Source organism: Streptomyces sp. SCSIO ZS0520, from assembly GCF_025643355.1.
Taxonomy (GTDB): Bacteria; Actinomycetota; Actinomycetes; order Streptomycetales; family Streptomycetaceae; genus Streptomyces; species Streptomyces physcomitrii.
In genome coordinates, this window is the sequence record NZ_CP092644.1 from 2277558 (window position 1) to 2293920 (window position 16363).

Annotated in this window: 13 protein-coding genes and 1 riboswitch; of the genes, 7 read left to right on the forward strand and 6 right to left on the reverse strand. The window is 72.3% G+C overall.

Annotated elements, in window-relative coordinates; all coding sequences use genetic code 11:
• Positions 1–101: 101 nt before the first annotated feature.
• Entirely contained in the window at positions 102–887 is a 786-nt protein-coding gene (nagB, locus tag MID12_RS08340; protein ID WP_263165737.1) for a glucosamine-6-phosphate deaminase, read from the forward strand.
• Between the two features lie 72 nt (positions 888–959).
• Here the strand turns inward: nagB and MID12_RS08345 are convergent, their stop codons facing one another.
• The gene (locus MID12_RS08345; protein WP_263165740.1) at positions 960–2507 is read right to left on the reverse strand and encodes a glycoside hydrolase family 3 protein; all 1548 of its coding nucleotides are present in this window, start codon (positions 2505–2507) and stop codon (positions 960–962) included.
• A gap of 314 nt (positions 2508–2821) precedes the next feature.
• Here MID12_RS08345 and MID12_RS08350 point away from each other — a divergent pair, with 314 nt between their 5' ends.
• The 6 genes from MID12_RS08350 (at position 2822) to MID12_RS08375 (ending at position 10058) form a co-directional block, all read left to right on the forward strand.
• Positions 2822–3610 (forward strand): GntR family transcriptional regulator, encoded by a 789-nt coding sequence (locus MID12_RS08350; protein ID WP_040248494.1) that lies wholly within the window; start codon positions 2822–2824, stop codon positions 3608–3610.
• A 165-nt stretch (positions 3611–3775) separates the two neighbouring features.
• Positions 3776–4057: a DUF3311 domain-containing protein gene (locus tag MID12_RS08355; RefSeq protein WP_078844827.1), complete on the forward strand. Its 282-nt coding sequence runs from the start codon at positions 3776–3778 to the stop codon at positions 4055–4057.
• Positions 4054–5682, forward strand: coding sequence for a monocarboxylate uptake permease MctP (gene mctP / locus MID12_RS08360; RefSeq protein ID WP_040248496.1), 1629 nt, complete (start codon positions 4054–4056; stop codon positions 5680–5682). The genes MID12_RS08355 and mctP overlap by 4 nt, the downstream gene beginning before the upstream one ends.
• A gap of 84 nt (positions 5683–5766) precedes the next feature.
• Entirely contained in the window at positions 5767–6261 is a 495-nt protein-coding gene (locus MID12_RS08365) for a GNAT family N-acetyltransferase (protein WP_263165743.1), read from the forward strand.
• Between the two features lie 157 nt (positions 6262–6418).
• Positions 6419–6496: riboswitch (cobalamin riboswitch) on the forward strand.
• A gap of 140 nt (positions 6497–6636) precedes the next feature.
• On the forward strand, positions 6637–9009 hold the full coding sequence (locus MID12_RS08370) for a ribonucleoside-diphosphate reductase subunit alpha (protein ID WP_040248500.1): 2373 nt from the start codon (positions 6637–6639) through the stop codon (positions 9007–9009).
• Entirely contained in the window at positions 9009–10058 is a 1050-nt protein-coding gene (locus MID12_RS08375; protein ID WP_052482195.1) for a ribonucleotide-diphosphate reductase subunit beta, read from the forward strand. The genes MID12_RS08370 and MID12_RS08375 overlap by 1 nt, the downstream gene beginning before the upstream one ends.
• Positions 10059–10119: 61 nt before the next feature.
• Here the strand turns inward: MID12_RS08375 and MID12_RS08380 are convergent, their stop codons facing one another.
• The 5 genes from MID12_RS08380 to MID12_RS08400 form a co-directional block, all read right to left on the reverse strand.
• A complete protein-coding gene (locus MID12_RS08380) occupies positions 10120–11490 on the reverse strand; it encodes a cytochrome P450 (protein WP_263165747.1) in 1371 nt (456 codons plus the stop codon).
• Positions 11487–12578 carry a terpene synthase family protein gene (locus tag MID12_RS08385; protein ID WP_107071290.1) on the reverse strand — a complete coding sequence of 364 codons (1092 nt, stop codon included), beginning with the start codon at positions 12576–12578 and terminating at the stop codon, positions 11487–11489. The genes MID12_RS08380 and MID12_RS08385 overlap by 4 nt, the downstream gene beginning before the upstream one ends.
• A gap of 319 nt (positions 12579–12897) precedes the next feature.
• A complete protein-coding gene (gene def / locus MID12_RS08390; RefSeq protein ID WP_263165750.1) occupies positions 12898–13557 on the reverse strand; it encodes a peptide deformylase in 660 nt (219 codons plus the stop codon).
• A 71-nt stretch (positions 13558–13628) separates the two neighbouring features.
• The gene (locus MID12_RS08395) at positions 13629–14609 is read right to left on the reverse strand and encodes a tetratricopeptide repeat protein (protein WP_040248504.1); all 981 of its coding nucleotides are present in this window, start codon (positions 14607–14609) and stop codon (positions 13629–13631) included.
• A 216-nt stretch (positions 14610–14825) separates the two neighbouring features.
• Positions 14826–16055: an HD-GYP domain-containing protein gene (locus tag MID12_RS08400; RefSeq protein WP_411576924.1), complete on the reverse strand. Its 1230-nt coding sequence runs from the start codon at positions 16053–16055 to the stop codon at positions 14826–14828.
• Positions 16056–16363 lie beyond the last annotated feature (308 nt).

Genomic DNA, 16363 nt, shown 5'->3' on the forward strand with positions numbered 1-16363 from the left:
GCGCCGGGCCCCTCTGCTAGATTGGTATTGGTCTATACCACAACGCTCCGCCCGACGCCCGTACCGCGGCTACCGCGACCTCACAGAACGGCAGGCCCCGCGTGGAAGTTGTCATCGTCCCCGACGCCGCCGCGGGCGGCGAGCTGATCGCCGGGGCCATCGCCGGGCTCCTGGCCCGCAGACCGGAGGCCCTGCTCGGCGTCGCCACCGGGTCCACCCCGCTCCCCGTCTACCGGGCGCTCGCCGCCCGGGTCGCGAGCGGGGAGGTGGACGCCTCCCGGGCCCGGATATGCCAGCTCGACGAGTACGTGGGGCTGCCCGCGGGGCACCCGGAGTCGTACCACGCGGTGCTGCTGCGCCAGGTGCTCGAACCGCTCGGCATCGACGAGTCCTCCTTCATGGGCCCGGACGGCTCCGCCGAGGACGTGGCCGCGGCCTGCCGGGCCTACGACGCGGCGCTCGCGGCGGCGGGCGGGGTCGACCTGCAGCTGCTCGGCATCGGCACCGACGGGCACATCGGCTTCAACGAGCCCTGCTCCTCGCTGGCCTCGCGCACCCGGATCAAGACCCTCACCGAGCAGACCCGCCTGGACAACGCCCGCTTCTTCGGGGACGACATCGAGCAGGTCCCGCACCACGTCATCACCCAGGGCATCGGCACCATCCTGGACGCCCGCCACCTGGTGCTGCTCGCCACCGGCGAGGGCAAGGCCGAGGCCGTCGCGCAGACCGTGGAGGGGCCACTCGCCGCGGTCGTCCCCGCCTCGGCGCTGCAACTGCACCCGCACGCCACGGTGGTGGTCGACGAGGCGGCGGCCTCGAAGCTGAAGCACGCGGACTACTTCCGGCACACCTACGCCGAGAAGCCGTCCTGGCAAGGCATCTGACCCCCGGGCAGCTACGCCGGAGGCCGCGCTCCCCGCTGGGGGGCGCGGCCTCCGGCGTACCCGGCGCCCCGCTCAGTCCCGCACCCCGGCAAGGACCTCGGCCGCCGCGCGGGCGCAGACCCGGGCCGCCCCGTGGGTGGCCAGGTGCAGGGCGCCCCGCGGCGGCGACTGCGGTACGCCCATCTCCACCACGACGGCCTCCGGGCGCACCGCGAGGAGCCGGTCCAGCACCTCGGTCATCCACCCGTGCCGGTGCGCGTCGCGGACCACCACGACCAGGGGCCGCTCCCCCGCCGCGGCCAGGATCTCCCCGGCGAGGGCGGCGGGTTCGCCCTGGGCGGCGCCGTAGCTGCCGCTGCGGGTGCCCGGCAGCAGCGCGCGCAGTTCGGCCGCCGGGCCCCAGGGGGTCTCCTCGCCCACCGCGAAGTTGACCGCGACGGTGAGCGAGGCGACGTAGGGCGGGCCGCTCAGCGGGGTGACGGGCTTGTCCGGGGTCGCGCGCAGCGCGCGGCGGGCGGCGCGCAGGCCGGTCCCGGTGTACGCCTCGGCGGCGGACTCCTCCGCGCCGTCCGGTGTCCCCGCAGCGCCGGGGCTCTCGGCGGCGCGGGCCGCGGTCCAGGCGGCCAGTTCGCGCACCCGCCCGGCCGCCTCGGCGAGCCGCTCCTCGGGCAGGGTGCCCTCGCGTACCGCGGCGGTGATGGCGTCCCGCAGCCGGAGCACGGTGGCCTCGTCGGCGAGGCCGCCGCCCACGCAGACCGCGTCGGCCCCGGCGGCGAGGGCGAGCACGGCGCCCCGCTCGATGCCGTAGGTGTCGGCGATGGCGCCCATCTCGATGCCGTCGGTCACCACCAGGCCCCGGTAGCCGAGTTCCTCGCGGAGCAGGCCGGTGAGGATGCGGGGCGAGAGGGTCGCCGGGTTCTCCGGGTCGAGGGCGGGCACCAGGAGGTGGGCGCTCATCACGGCCCGGGTGCCGGCCTCGATGGCGGCGCGGAAGGGCACCAGTTCGCGCGCGTGCAGAAGTGCCTCGTCGGCGTCCACGCGGGGCAGCGCGAGGTGCGAGTCGACCGAGGTGTCCCCGTGCCCCGGGAAGTGCTTGGTGCAGGCGGCGACCCCGGCGGACTGGAGCCCCTCGACGTAGGCGGCGGTGTGCCGGGCGGCCAGTTCGGTGCCGGAGCCGAAGGAGCGGACCCCGATGACCGGGTTGCGGGGATCGGAGTTGACGTCGGCGCAGGGCGCCCAGTTCAGGTTGACGCCGCAGGCGGCGAGGCGGGCGCCGAGGGCACGGGCCACCTCGCGGGTGAGGGCGGTGTCGTCCACCGCGCCGAGCGCCAGATTGCCCGGGAAGGCGGAGCCCTCGCGCACGTCGAGGCGGGTGACGTCGCCGCCCTCCTCGTCGACCGCGACCAGCAGCTCCGGCCGCTCGGCGCGCAACTGGGCGGTCAGCGCGGCCAGTTGCCGGTCACCGGTGATGTTGCGCCCGAAGAGTCCGACCGAGACCAGCCCCTCGCCCAGCCTGCGCCGCAGCCAGTCCGGCGCGGTGGTGCCGGTGAAACCGGGCTGGAGGACGGCGAGCGCGTCGCGGTGCAGGGCGTCCGGGCGGGCCGGGTCCGTGGAGTTCATGTACGCGATGTTCCCTTCAGGGGTGCCGCTGCGGACGGCGCGGCGCCCCGGCCTCGGCTGACCTCACCACCCGGCCGGATGACCCGCGGCCGGACCATGGCGAGTGATCTGCCTCATGGTGTAGACCAGTTTGTGACTCTGGCCTGGACTTTTGGGGGTGTCAAGGGTGTATAAGAAGGCTCGCGGTACGTCATCGGGCCGCGGACGGCACGCGCGGCCCCGCGCAGGGGGCCGTGTCACGATGTCCGGCACAGGCGGCGGGCACCGTGAGGGCGGAGCGCAAGTCGACAGCAGGCGGCCGGAGAGGGCGGACGATGAGCACGGAGGCGGAGAGCGCGGGGCCCGAGGCGGCCCCGCACGCTGCGGCGGAGCCGTCCGGTACGGGACGTACCGCGCGCGTGCCCAAGTACTACCGGCTGAAGCGGCACTTGCTCGACATGACCGAGACCATGCCGCCGGGCACCCCGGTGCCGCCGGAGCGCACCCTGGCCGCCGAGTTCGACACCTCGCGGACCACCGTGCGCCAGGCGCTCCAGGAACTGGTGGTCGAGGGGCGCCTGGAGCGCATCCAGGGCAAGGGCACCTTCGTCGCCAAGCCGAAGGTCTCCCAGACCCTCCAGCTCACCTCGTACACCGAGGACATGCGCGCCCGCGGCCTGGAGCCGACCTCGCAGCTCCTGGACGTCGGCTACATCACCGCCGACGAGCGGCTCGCGGGCCTGCTCGACATCACCGCGGGCGGCCGGGTGCTGCGGATCGAGCGGCTGCGCCTGGCCAACGGCGAGCCGATGGCGATCGAGACCACCCACCTCTCGGCCAAGCGCTTCCCCGCCCTGCGCCGCTCCCTGGTCAAGTACGCCTCCCTGTACACCGCCCTCGACGAGGTGTACGGGGTGCAGCTGGCCGAGGCCGAGGAGACCATCGAGACCTCGCTGGCCACCCCGCGCGAGGCGGGGCTGCTCGGCACCGACGTGGGCCTGCCGATGCTGATGCTCTCCCGGCACTCCCTCGACGAGGAGCAGCGGCCGGTGGAGTGGGTGCGCTCGGTCTACCGCGGCGACCGCTACAAGTTCGTGGCCCGCCTCCAGCGCCCCAACGAGTGAGGAGCGCCCCGCGCGGCTGACGGCTCCGTACGGCCGCCGGGCCCGCGGGGGCGGCGCCGACACCGAACCGTTACGCCCGGCATCCGGACCAGGGGTTTCGTATCGCGGGATGCGTCCCCTACATTTCGTCCGATCATTGGCCAGTGATGGGGACGGAGCCGACGTATGCCAGACGCACCCGAAGTGAGAGACCCGGTGGTGACACCGGCGCGCGTGGTGATCGCCGTATGCCTGTTCGCGCCGTTCGTGGCCCTGCTGTGGGTCGGCTCCTACGCGAAGACCGACCCGGCCTTCATCGGGATCCCGTTCTTCTACTGGTACCAGATGGGCTGGGTGGTCCTGTCGACCCTGCTCACCATGATCGCGTACCAGCTCTGGCAGCGTGACCAGCGCGGGCGCAAGGCCGCGGCCGCCGCCCGGCGCGGTGCCGAGGGAGGCGCGAAGTGAACGACGGCGTCAACGGCGTGGCACTCGCCGTCTTCTGCTTCTTCTTCGTGGCCGTCACGGCCATGGGCTTCCTCGCCGCCCGCTGGCGCAAGGCCGAGAACGAGAACAGCCTCGACGAATGGGGCCTGGGCGGGCGCTCGTTCGGCACCTGGGTCACCTGGTTCCTGCTCGGCGGCGACCTCTACACCGCCTACACCTTCGTGGCCGTGCCCGCGGCGATCTACGCGGCCGGCGCCTCCGGCTTCTTCGCGGTGCCGTACACGATCCTGGTCTACCCGCTGATCTTCACCTTCCTGCCGCGGCTCTGGTCGGTCTCGCACAAGCACGGCTACGTCACCACCTCCGACTTCGTGCGCGGGCGCTTCGGCTCCAAGGGGCTCTCGCTGGCGGTCGCGGTCACCGGCATCCTCGCGACCATGCCGTACATCGCGCTCCAACTGGTCGGCATCCAGGCCGTCCTGGACGTGATGGGCATCGGCGGCGGCGAGGACACCAACTGGTTCATCAAGGACCTGCCGCTGCTCATCGCCTTCGGTGTGCTGGCCGCCTACACCTACTCCTCCGGGCTGCGCGCCCCGGCGCTGATCGCCTTCGTCAAGGACACCCTGATCTACCTGGTGATCCTGGTGGCGATCATCTACATCCCGTACAAGCTGGGCGGCTTCGACGACATCTTCGCCAAGGCGGGGGACGCCCTCTCGCAGGTCAACCCGGCGACGGACAAGCCACGCGGCTCGCTCGCCCCGGCCGAGGCGGGCCAGTGGACCTACGCCACGCTCGCCCTCGGCTCGGCCCTCGCGCTCTTCATGTACCCGCACTCGATCACGGCGACGCTCTCCTCGCGCAGCCGTGAGGTGATCCGCCGCAACACCACGATCCTGCCGCTGTACTCGCTGATGCTGGGGCTGCTGGCGCTGCTCGGCTTCATGGCGATCGCGGCGGGCGTGAAGGTGGACAACGGCCAGCTGGCCATCCCGCAGCTCTTCGAGGACATGTTCCCGGACTGGTTCACCGGCGTCGCCTTCGCGGCCATCGGCATCGGCGCGCTGGTCCCGGCGGCCATCATGTCGATCGCGGCGGCGAACCTGTTCACCCGCAACATCTACAAGGACTTCATCAAGCCGGACGCGACACCGGCGCAGGAGACCAAGGTCTCCAAGCTGGTCTCGCTGCTCGTGAAGGTCGGCGCGCTGATCTTCGTGCTCGGCATGGACAAGACGGTCGCCATCAACTTCCAGCTCCTGGGCGGCATCTGGATCCTGCAGACCTTCCCGGCCCTGGTCGGCGGCCTGTTCACCCGCTGGTTCCACCGCTGGGCGCTGCTCGCGGGCTGGGCGGTCGGCATGGCCTACGGCACCATCGCCGCGTACGGGGTCGCGAGCCCCACCCAGAAGCACTTCGGCGGCTCCGCCAAGGAGATCCCGGGGATCGGTGAGATCGGCTACATCGGTCTGACCGCCTTCGTCCTGAACCTCGTCGTCACCGTGGTCCTCACCTTCGTCCTGAAGGCCGTGAAGGCCCCCGAGGGCGTCGACGAGACCACCGCCGGGGACTACACGGCGGACGCCGGCGACCCGGGCGTACAGGAGGAACTGCCGCCCGCCACCGCGGGTTCCGCGCACTGAGCGCAGCCCCGCGGCAAGCGGGCCGACGGGCCGCCGGGATCCTCCGGCGGCCCGTTGTCATACCCCTCGTGCACACTGCGGAGCATGGACATCCTGATCAGATCCGCCCGCCCGGCGGAGTACGAGGAGATCGGTGAACTGACCGCCCGGGCCTATCTGGCGGACGGCCTGCTGCTCTCCGGCGCGGACGACCCCTACCTGCCGGTGCTGCGCGACGTGGCCCGGCGGGCGGCCGGGGCCGAGGTGCTCGTCGCCGAGGAGGACGGGCGGATACGCGGCGCCGTGACCTTCGTCGCACAGGGGCCGTACGCGGACCTCGCGGGCGCCGGGGAGGCCGAGTTCCGGATGCTCGCGGTCTCGGCCGCCGCGCGCGGCAGGGGCGCCGGAGAGGCCCTGGTGCGCGCCTGCGTCGAGCGGGCCCGCGCGCTGCCGGACTGCCGCGCCCTGGTGCTCTCCACCCAGCCCGCGATGCGCTCCGCCCACCGGCTCTACGAGCGGCTCGGCTTCACCCGGGCCCCCGAGCGGGACTGGGAACCGATACCCGGACTGACGCTGCTCGCGTACGCGCTGACGCTCTGAGCCGCCGCGCCGGGGCTCCGGGCCGCCGCCGCGGGGCTCCGGGACGCCGCGGGCGCCGGAATTCCGGTGCGTCCATGCGACACAACGCACCACAAGATGTGGGGTGTTCCTTCGCGGGGTGGCACCACATGTATGCTCGTGCTCGCTGTCGCCGCAGGGGAATCCGGTGGAAGTCCGGAACTGTCCCGCAACGGTGAACGGGCAGTCTCTGCCTGCCCCGTGAAGTCCGAAGACCTGTCGACGGCGACCCGGTACATCCGTCCCGGGTCCAGACGTCCGGAGCCCCGCGGAAGGGTGGTGGACGCGGCCTGCCGTGCCATCCGGCAGACGTGTGCCCTCCCCTGCGCGGTTCCGTCCAGCGAGGGAGAGTGACACGTGACCATCGCGCCCGCCCCAGAGGCGACTGCGACTCACCCCGAGGCCGAGGGACCCGGTGCCGCCCTGCTGCGCACCTTGACCCGGCTCACCGCCGACCTCCCCGACGCGGACTCCGGACGGGTCGCCGCCGCCGCCCTGCGCGGGCGTTCGGCCGCCGCCGACGAGGCCGAACTGCGCGGACTGGCAACGGAGTCGGCCGCCGGGCTGATCTCCGAGGACCCGGCGTACTCCCGGCTCGCCGCGCGGCTGCTCACCCTCACCATCCGGGACGAGGCCGCGAGCCAGGGGGTGCAGAGCTTCTCCGGCTCGGTCGCCACCGGGCACCGCGAGGGGCTGATCGCCGACCGCACCGCCGAGTTCGTCACCGCGCACGCGGCCCGGCTCGACGCGATGATCGACACCGGGGCGGACGACCGCTTCGGCTACTTCGGGCTGCGCACCCTGCACAGCCGCTATCTGCTGCGCCACCCGCTGACCCGTCAGGTCATCGAGACGCCCCAGCACTTCCTGCTGCGGGTGGCCTGCGGCCTCGCCAAGGACGCGAGCACCGCCGCGGTCGAGGAGGTGGCCTCGCTCTACCGGCTGATGAGCCGTCTGGAGTACCTGCCCTCCTCCCCCACGCTCTTCAACTCCGGTACCCGCCACCCCCAGATGTCCTCCTGCTACCTCCTGGACTCCCCGCAGGACGAGCTGGACTCCATCTACGACCGCTACCACCAGGTCGCCCGCCTCTCCAAGCACGCCGGGGGCATCGGCCTGTCCTACTCCCGTATCCGCGCCCGGGGTTCGCTGATCCGGGGCACCAACGGCCACTCCGGCGGCATCGTGCCCTTCCTCAAGACGCTGGACGCCTCGGTGGCCGCGGTCAACCAGGGCGGCCGCCGCAAGGGCGCCGCCGCGGTCTACCTGGAGACCTGGCACGCGGACATCGAGGAGTTCCTCGAACTGCGCGACAACACCGGCGAGGACCAGCGCCGCACCCACAACCTCAACCTCGCGCACTGGATCCCCGACGAGTTCATGCGCCGCGTCGAGGCGGACGCCGACTGGTCGCTGTTCTCCCCGGCCGACACCCCCGAGCTGGTCGACCTGTGGGGCGAGGAGTTCGACGCCGCCTACCGCAGGGCCGAGGCCGCGGGCCTGGCCAACCGGACCATCCCGGCCCGCGAGCTGTACGGCCGGATGATGCGCACCCTCGCGCAGACCGGCAACGGCTGGATCACCTTCAAGGACGCCTCCAACCGCACCGCCAACCAGACCGCCGAGCCGGGCCACACCGTGCACTCCTCCAATCTGTGCACGGAGATCCTGGAGGTCACCGACGACGGCGAGACGGCCGTCTGCAACCTCGGCTCGGTCAACCTCGGCGCGCTGGTGGACGGCGAGGGCATCGACTGGGAGCGCCTGGACGCCACCGTGCGCACCGCGGTGACCTTCCTGGACCGGGTCATCGACATCAACTTCTACCCGACCGAGCAGGCGGGGCGCTCCAACTCCCGCTGGCGCCCGGTGGGTCTGGGCGTGATGGGCCTGCAGGACGTCTTCTTCAAGCTGCGGCTGCCCTTCGACTCCGCCGAGGCCCGGGAGCTGTCCACCCGGATCGCCGAGCGCATCATGCTCGCCGCCTACGAGACCTCCGCCGAGCTGGCCGAGACCGAGGGCCCGCTGCCGGCCTGGGAGCAGACCCGCGCGGCCCGCGGCGTGCTGCACCCGGACCACTACGACACCACCCGGGCCTGGCCGGAGCGCTGGTCGGCGCTGCGCGCCCGGATCGCCCGTACCGGCATGCGCAATGCGCTGCTCCTCGCGATCGCGCCGACCGCGACCATCGCCTCCATCGCGGGCGTCTACGAGTGCATCGAGCCGCAGGTCTCCAACCTCTTCAAACGCGAGACGCTCAGCGGGGAGTTCCTCCAGGTCAACTCCTACCTGGTGGACGAGTTGAAGGCGCTCGGCGTCTGGGACGCCCGCAGCCGGGAGGCGCTGCGCGAGGCGGGCGGCTCGGTGCAGGGCTTCGCCTGGATCCCCGCCGAGGTGCGGGCGCTGTACCGCACGGCCTGGGAGATCCCGCAGCGCGGACTCGTCGACATGGCCGCCGCGCGCACCCCGTACCTGGACCAGTCGCAGTCGCTGAACCTCTTCCTGGAGACGCCGACCATCGGCAAGCTCTCCTCGATGTACGCCTACGCCTGGAAGCAGGGGCTGAAGACCACGTACTACCTGCGCTCGCGACCGGCGACCCGGATCGCGCGCGCCGCCCAGGGCACGTCTCAGGCCGCCGAGCCCGCCGTGCTGCCCGCGCAGGTGACCGACGAGAGCGCCGTCGCCTGCTCCCTGGAGAACCCCGAGTCCTGCGAGGCCTGCCAGTAATGACCGCCGTACACCCCGACGCCGAAGCCCAGGCGCCCGAGAAGCAGCCGCGCAATCTGCTCGACCCCGGTTTCGAGCTGACCCTGCGGCCGATGCGCTACCCCGACTTCTACGAGCGCTACCGGGACGCGATCAAGAACACCTGGACCGTCGAGGAGGTGGACCTCCACTCGGACGTCGCCGACCTGGCGAAGCTGTCCGCGGGCGAGCGCCACATGATCGGCCGCCTGGTGGCCTTCTTCGCCACCGGCGACTCGATCGTCGCCAACAACCTGGTCCTGACGCTCTACAAGCACATCAACTCCCCCGAGGCGCGGCTGTATCTGAGCCGCCAGCTCTTCGAGGAGGCCGTGCACGTCCAGTTCTATCTGACGCTGCTCGACACCTATCTGCCCGATCCCGAGGACCGGGCGGACGCCTTCGCCGCGGTGGAGAACATCCCGTCCATCCGCGAGAAGGCCTCCTTCTGCTTCCGGTGGATGGACTCGGTGGAGAAGATCGAGCGCCTGGAGACCCGCGCCGACCGGCGCCGCTTCCTGCTCAACCTGATCTGCTTCGCCGCCTGCATCGAGGGGCTCTTCTTCTACGGGGCCTTCGCCTACGTCTACTGGTTCCGCTCCCGCGGGCTGCTGCACGGCCTCGCCACCGGCACCAACTGGGTCTTCCGCGACGAGACGATGCACATGTCCTTCGCCTTCGAGGTGGTGGACACCGTCCGCAAGGAGGAGCCGGACCTCTTCGACGAGGAGCTGACGCGGCAGGTCACCGACATGCTGAAGGAGGCCGTCGAGGCGGAGCTGCAGTTCGCGCGCGATCTGTGCGGGGACGGGCTGCCCGGGATGAACACCGAGTCGATGCGGCAGTACCTGGAGTGCGTGGCCGACCAGCGCCTCCAGCGGCTCGGCTTCGCGCCGGTCTACGGCTCGGAGAACCCCTTCTCCTTCATGGAGTTGCAGGGCGTCCAGGAGCTGACCAACTTCTTCGAGCGCCGCCCCTCCGCGTACCAGGTGGCGGTCGAGGGCTCGGTCTCCTTCGACGACGACTTCTGATCCGGCCGCCGGTGCCCCCGTCCCCTCGCGCTGCGTACGGGGGCGGGGGCACCGGTGCGTCTCAGCGCCGCTCGGCGCGAAGGAGCAGGCGCTTGGGGTGCAGGGTGATGCCGATCCGGGTCCTCGGGTCGGTGCCCTCCACCGGGGTCAGCCGCCAGCGGGGTGCCACGGTGGCCAGGATCAGCGCGAGTTCGGTCATGCTGAAGTGATCGCCCGGGCACTTTCTGTTGCCCACGCTGAAGGGCATCATCGCGAACTGCGGTACCTCCGAGGCGCGTTCGGGAAGCCAGCGGTCCGGATCGAATTCGAGATGCTGTTCGAAAGATCGCGGATCGCGTTGCATTGCATACACGCTGTAGACGACGTCCGCTCCCGCCGGAATGGCATACCCGCCCAGTGAGGTCTCGGCCACGGAACGTCGCGTGAAAATCCACGCGGCGGGACGTATGCGCATCGCCTCGGTGATGACATTCCGGGTGTGCACCAGCTTCTTCAGGTCCGCGAATGCCGGCCGCCCTTCCGGTGCGACGGATTCCACTTCCTCGACCAACCGGCTTTCCTGCACCGGATGTTGTGTCAGCAACCAGAATGTCCAGGACAGAGTGGAGGCGACATTCTCCGCTCCCGCGACGACGAGCGAGACCACATGGTCGTGGATCTCGGCATGGCTGAGCGGGGCGCCGGATTCGTCAGTGGCGTCCAGCAATACGGCGAGCAGGTCCTCGTGGCCGGAGCCCGCGGCGCGGCGTTCCTCGATGATCTCGTCGACCAGGGCGTGCAGATCGGCCAGGGCCCCGGCGAAGCGGCGGTTGGCGGGGGTGGGCACCCGGTGCAGCGGGCCCGCGGAGAGCACCATCCGCCGGTAGAGCCCCTCGAAGACGGTGTGCAGCGACTCGCTGATCCGGTCGGCCTTCTCGCCGATGGAGTCCACTTCGAGCAGCGAGCGGGAGACGATCCGCACCGCGGTCCGGAACATCTCGGCGCCCACGTCGACGGTGGCGCCGTCCTCCCAGCGCGCGGCGGTCGCCCGGGCCTCCTCGGCCATCACGGCGGCGTAGTCGGCGATGCGCTCGGGCCGGAAGGCGGGCTGCATCATGCGCCGCTGGCGGCGGTGCGGCTGGCCGTTGCTGGTGGCGACGCCCTTGCCGAGCAGGACTTCGAGGGTCTCCCAGAGCGGGCCGCCCACCTCGTAGTCGGGGCTCTTGAGCAGCGCGCCGACCAGTTCGGGCGCGGTCACCGCGTACGCCGTCCTGGGGCCGAGCCGCAGCCGGACCACCTCGCCGTGGTCGCGCAGCCGGCTCAGGAAGTCGAGCGGGTCGCGGACCAGGTTCCAGGCGTGGCCGAGCAGCGGGGCGCCGCCGGGGACGAGCGGGGGCGGGGGCAGGTGCTCCCTGGGTGCGGACCCGGACCTGAGGGCGGATTCGACGCTCATTTCCCACCTGCCGATTCACTGAGATACGGGGGCGTGGAACTGTCCTCCCAGTTCTCCACGCGATAACGGCCGGATTCATGGTGGAACCAGTAGACGGAGGAGAACCAGTTCCGCATGTTGAAAAGACAGGCCCGTACTCCGGCGCCGATCTCCCGGGCCCGCGGACTGTTCTGCGCGGTCAATTCCCGCGCATAGCGGAGAACTTCGCCCTCGGCCACGAGGAATTCCGCGATGCAGATGCGAACGCGCCTGCGCACTTCCGTCACCGCTTCTTCGAGCGATAATCCCTCGTGATGGATGAGGCTGATTCCGAGATTGTGCACCTCGTCGCCCGCGAGTTCCTTGGGCAGCGAGCAGAGGTCGTTGTACCAGGCGGAGAAATCCTGCGAGGCGAGCGCCGCCCGCCGAAATGCCGGGTGGGTGCGCACGGATTCGGGGAGTTCGCAGGCGGCGGCCTGTTCGAGGAGGTCCAGCCATATCCAGTGGGCGAAGGTGTGGCGGCGCAGCTCCACATAGGCCTCGACCCCGGGCACGGTGCCGGTGCGCCGGTTGCCGAACTCCCGGTCGTAGGCGTCGATCACCGCGTGGAAGTGCCGGGCGAAGCGGGCGTTCCAGGCCTCGCTCATCGGCGCGAAGAGCCGCAGCAGGCACTCGGCGAAGGCCGCCACCAGGGGATCACCGTGCCGCAGGTGGCGCCCGGGGGCGTCCAGGGCCGCGTGCAGGTGCCGGTGCAGGCGCTGCCAGGCGAAGGTGCGCCCGTGCACCGCGTCCCGGTCGTGCCGGTCGTCCCAGACGAAGAACCAGGTGCTGAAGTCCCCGATGGCGCCGAGGACTTGGTCGGGGGCGCCCACGTAGTACCCGGCCACCAGGTCGGTGTAGCAGAGGCTGTCGGCGAACAGCTCCACCTTCGCGGGCGACATCAGCCGCCTTTCGAGCAGCCAGGCGCGGGAGTTCTCCTGGAGGTGCGGCCAATACGGATGCATATGCCGCGGAAAAGCTTCCTCGATCACCCTCAGACGAAGGGCGGACGGCACCTTCGCCGCCTGCCGCCGTTCCTCGTGTTCCGTGGCGTGTGGATAAGCAGCCATGAAGAAACCCCTCTCGCCGCTTGAAGGCGCGCGCACGACCCCGCGGTACCCGAGTGCGCGCCGTTGCGTACCCGCGCTTTCTATTCAGCACCACAACCGCCCCCGCTGGGAACACATTCGCTCCACTCACCACCCCCACTGCCGAGAACGTCCCCTTACGTGACAGGACAGGATCGCGGCACCGGCTCCAGGGACGCACCGCGGCCCGGCCGGGGAAGTCCCGGGCCGGGCCGCAAGGGGTACGGAAAAAGGTTCAACTACCTTTGATCGCGGGGAAGTCGAACCGATCGGTAGGGGTTGTCCGCGGGCCGAGGGGGCCTCAGGCGTTGGCCACCACCGGGTAGCGGGGCGTGCCCTCCGCCATCTGCCGCAGCGCCTCCTTGCGTTCCCGCTTGGAGAGCCGGTCGATGTAGAGCGAGCCGTAGAGGTGGTCGGTCTCGTGCTGGAGGCAGCGGGCGAAGTACCCCGTGCCGCGTACCCGGATCGGGTTGCCCTTCTCGTCCTGGCCGGTCACCTCGGCGTAGTCGGGCCGGGCCAGCGGGGCGTACGCGGTCGGCACCGACAGGCAGCCCTCGCTGGAGTCGTCGAGGCGGCGGCGCTCGGCGGGGATCTCCTGGACCCGCGGATTGCAGACCACGCCCACGTGCCGTACGCCCTCGTCGTCGGGGCAGTCGTAGACGAAGACCTTCAGGCCGACCCCGATCTGGTTGGCCGCGAGGCCGACACCCTCGGCGGTGCGCTGGCTGGCGAACATGTCGTCGACCAGCCGGGCCAGCTCCTCGCCGAACTCGGTGACGTCCGCGCACTCCCGGTGCAGCACCGGGTTGCCGACCACGGTGATCGGGCGGGAGGTACCGCGCTCGCGATAGGCGCTCTCGCGCTCCTCGCACTCCTCGCTGTCCACGACGTAGCCCTCGTCGTCCACGGGCAGCACCCCCGCGGCCCGCGTCTGCTCCTGCTCAGTGTCCTGCTGCGCCATCTTGGCCGTACGCCTTCCTGGAAATCCGCGGCACGGCTGCCTGCAATGCCGGGGTACAGCCTACGGCGCGCTCAGCAGACCTCTTCGAGGTCCCGCCAGTTCCGGGAGTCCGGGCTGTCCGCGACCCAGCCGTCGAGCAGCCCGCGGACCAGACCGGCGGGCGCGGCTATGCCGCACTCGCGCTCCGGCACCCAGAGCTGGCCGTCCGTGCGGTGCCCGAGGGGGCCCGGGTGGCCCGGCTCGCTGTGGTCGTGCGGGTCGAGGTGCTCGCCGTCGCCCTCGTCGCTCGGCATCCGGCTCTCCGAGCACATCCGGCAGAGCAGCCGCACCGAGGACGACCAGTCCTCGGCCGCGTACCCGGCGTCCGCGGCGAGCTGCTCCAGGGCGTCCCGGTCCTCCTCGGTGGCCGCCTCCAGGAGCACCACCCAGGTCGGCACCGGGGAGGGCGCCCACAGCTCGATCTCGTCGAAGACGGGGAAGGCGCCCTGGGCGGCGGTGGTCCGCTCGCCGTGCGGGACGCCGTCGTGCAGCACCACCTCGCCCCAGCGGCGCCCGGAGGAGGGCAGCGGGATCGACAGGACCTCGATACGGGCCGGGTCGAGCCGGCGGCCCCAGACCACCTCGGCCTCGCCCTCGGGCGAGAGCCGCACCGCGGCGCTGCCCAGCTCCATGCCCACCGGCTGGCCCGCGGCGGTGGTCTCGCCGGGGACCTTCAGCCCGTAGGCCTGCCAGGCGCGGCGGGCCAGCGGCCAGTCCTGCAGGGCGGTGGCCGCGATGCCGACGTTCCACCAGTCGGGGGCGCCGGTGGCCCGGTCGAGCAGCGCGACGGCCCGCAGACCCGCGGCGCGGGCCTGCTCCCAGTCGTGCCGGAACTTGTGCAGCAGCGCCAGGTTGAACCAGGACTCGGAGAGCCAGGGCTCCAGATCGGCCGCCCTGGTCAGGAGCGCGCCCGCGTCCTCGTACCGCCCGTCCCCGATGAGCGTGAACGCGCGGTCGGTGGCCTGCCGCCACGAGGCGGAGGGCCGGTGCCGTCCCTTGCCGAAGATCCTCACGATTCCCGCCTGCCGGTACTCAAGGCATGCCCCCCGCTCACCTTGCTTCGTTCTTCGCATCCAACCACGGACGGTCGAGCCGCCGCTCATTACCCATGGGTTACCCAGCCCGGGGCAGGATCAGGCCACCCACCGGCGCCCGTCCTGCGCGGGCGGGGCGCGGCGGGCCGTCCCGCACGGGGGATCCGCCCGCCCGCGGGGCCGGACGGCCGCCGCTCACGCGGGCAGGCCACCGGTTCCCGGTGCCTCCCGGGCGAGCACCCGGGCCAGGCACTCCACGACCTCGGGCTGGTAGTCGCGGCCGGTGCCGAGCCGCAGCCGTTCCAGTGCGGTGAGCGCTCCCGTGGGTCCTTCTGCCCGGGTGATCTCGTCGTACGCGTTCGCCACCCGCACGATCCGGGCCGCCAGCGGCTGCTCCCGGTACGGCTCCGCCTGCCGTTCGACCACCAGGGCGACCTCGGCCGCGCCGCCGGTCTGGCGGACCACGGCCCCGCCGAGCAGGGCGATGCGCCGCTGCTGCTCCGGGGCGAGGAAGGCGGTGGCCCCGGCGGGCACCGGGTCCACCAGGGAGAGCTGGCCGATGTCGTGCATCAGCGCCGCGTGCTCCAGGACGGTCAGCTCGCGTGCGGCGAGGCCGAGTTCACGGCCGACCGCGCGGGCCAGCTCGGCGACCCGGCGGGCGTGCCCGGCCGGGGTGTACCCGGCGATCTCGGTGGCGCGGGCCAGTGAGGTGATGGTCTGGCGGTAGGTGGTGCGCACCGCCGCGTACCGGCGGAAGGCGAGCTGGGTCAGGAGCAGCGGCAGGCAGAACACCGGCAGCGCCCACAGCGCGGCCACCGCCACCCCGAGCGCCATCACCGCGCCGGTGGCGCCGACCGCCGAGCCGATCCCGGTGAGCGCCCGCAGCTCGTCGCGGAGCAGCGGTCCGAAGGGCCAGTCGGTACGGGCCCGGGCCAGGGCCGCCGCGAGCACCGCGTCGCACAGCGCGGTGAGCACCAGGATCGCCACCACCGCCAGGGCGAACGAGGCGCCGCGGGCCGGGCCCTGCCCCGGGGCGAGGGCGGAGTGCAGCGGGTGGAAGCAGACCGCGGCGAAGGCGGTGCCGAGCAGCCGCCGGGAGAGGTGGTCGGCCCAGGGCCCCGCGCCCCGGGCCACATGCGGGGCACCGCCCGCCAGGGTGGCCGCGAGCACCACGGCGAGCACTTCGAGTACCCCGTGCCGCACCGGGCGCCCGCCGACCTCGCCGAGCAGCGCGTACGCGAGGGCGCCCGCGGCGCCCAGGGGGGCGGGCTCCCGGGCGGGGCGCGCCCCCTGCTCGCCCCAACGCATGAACTCACCGAGGGCGATGAGCACCCCGAAGGCCAGCGCGATACCGCGTTCCGCGAGGCCGTCGTGGAGGGTCGCGGCCAGCGCCACCAGGGCGAGCGCGGCGGCCGCGGTGTGCACGACCGCGGGCAGCGGCCGGTGCAGCGGGCCGCGGGGCGGGCCGCCGAGGGGTGTGCTCCGCCGGTGGCGGCGGTGACGGGCGGGCGGCTCGGGGCGGCGGGGCTTCTCGGACCGCGGGGGCTTCCCGGACCATGGGGTCCTCTCGGACCGTGGGGCCGCCTCGGACCGTGGGGCCGCCTCGACCCGCTGAACCACTTCGGACTGCGAGGCCGCCTCGGACCACTGGGCAGCTTCGGACCACTGGGCAGCTTCGGATCGTGGTGCCGCGGCCTCGGACCGCGAGGCCGCCTCGGACCGTCTCGCCGCCC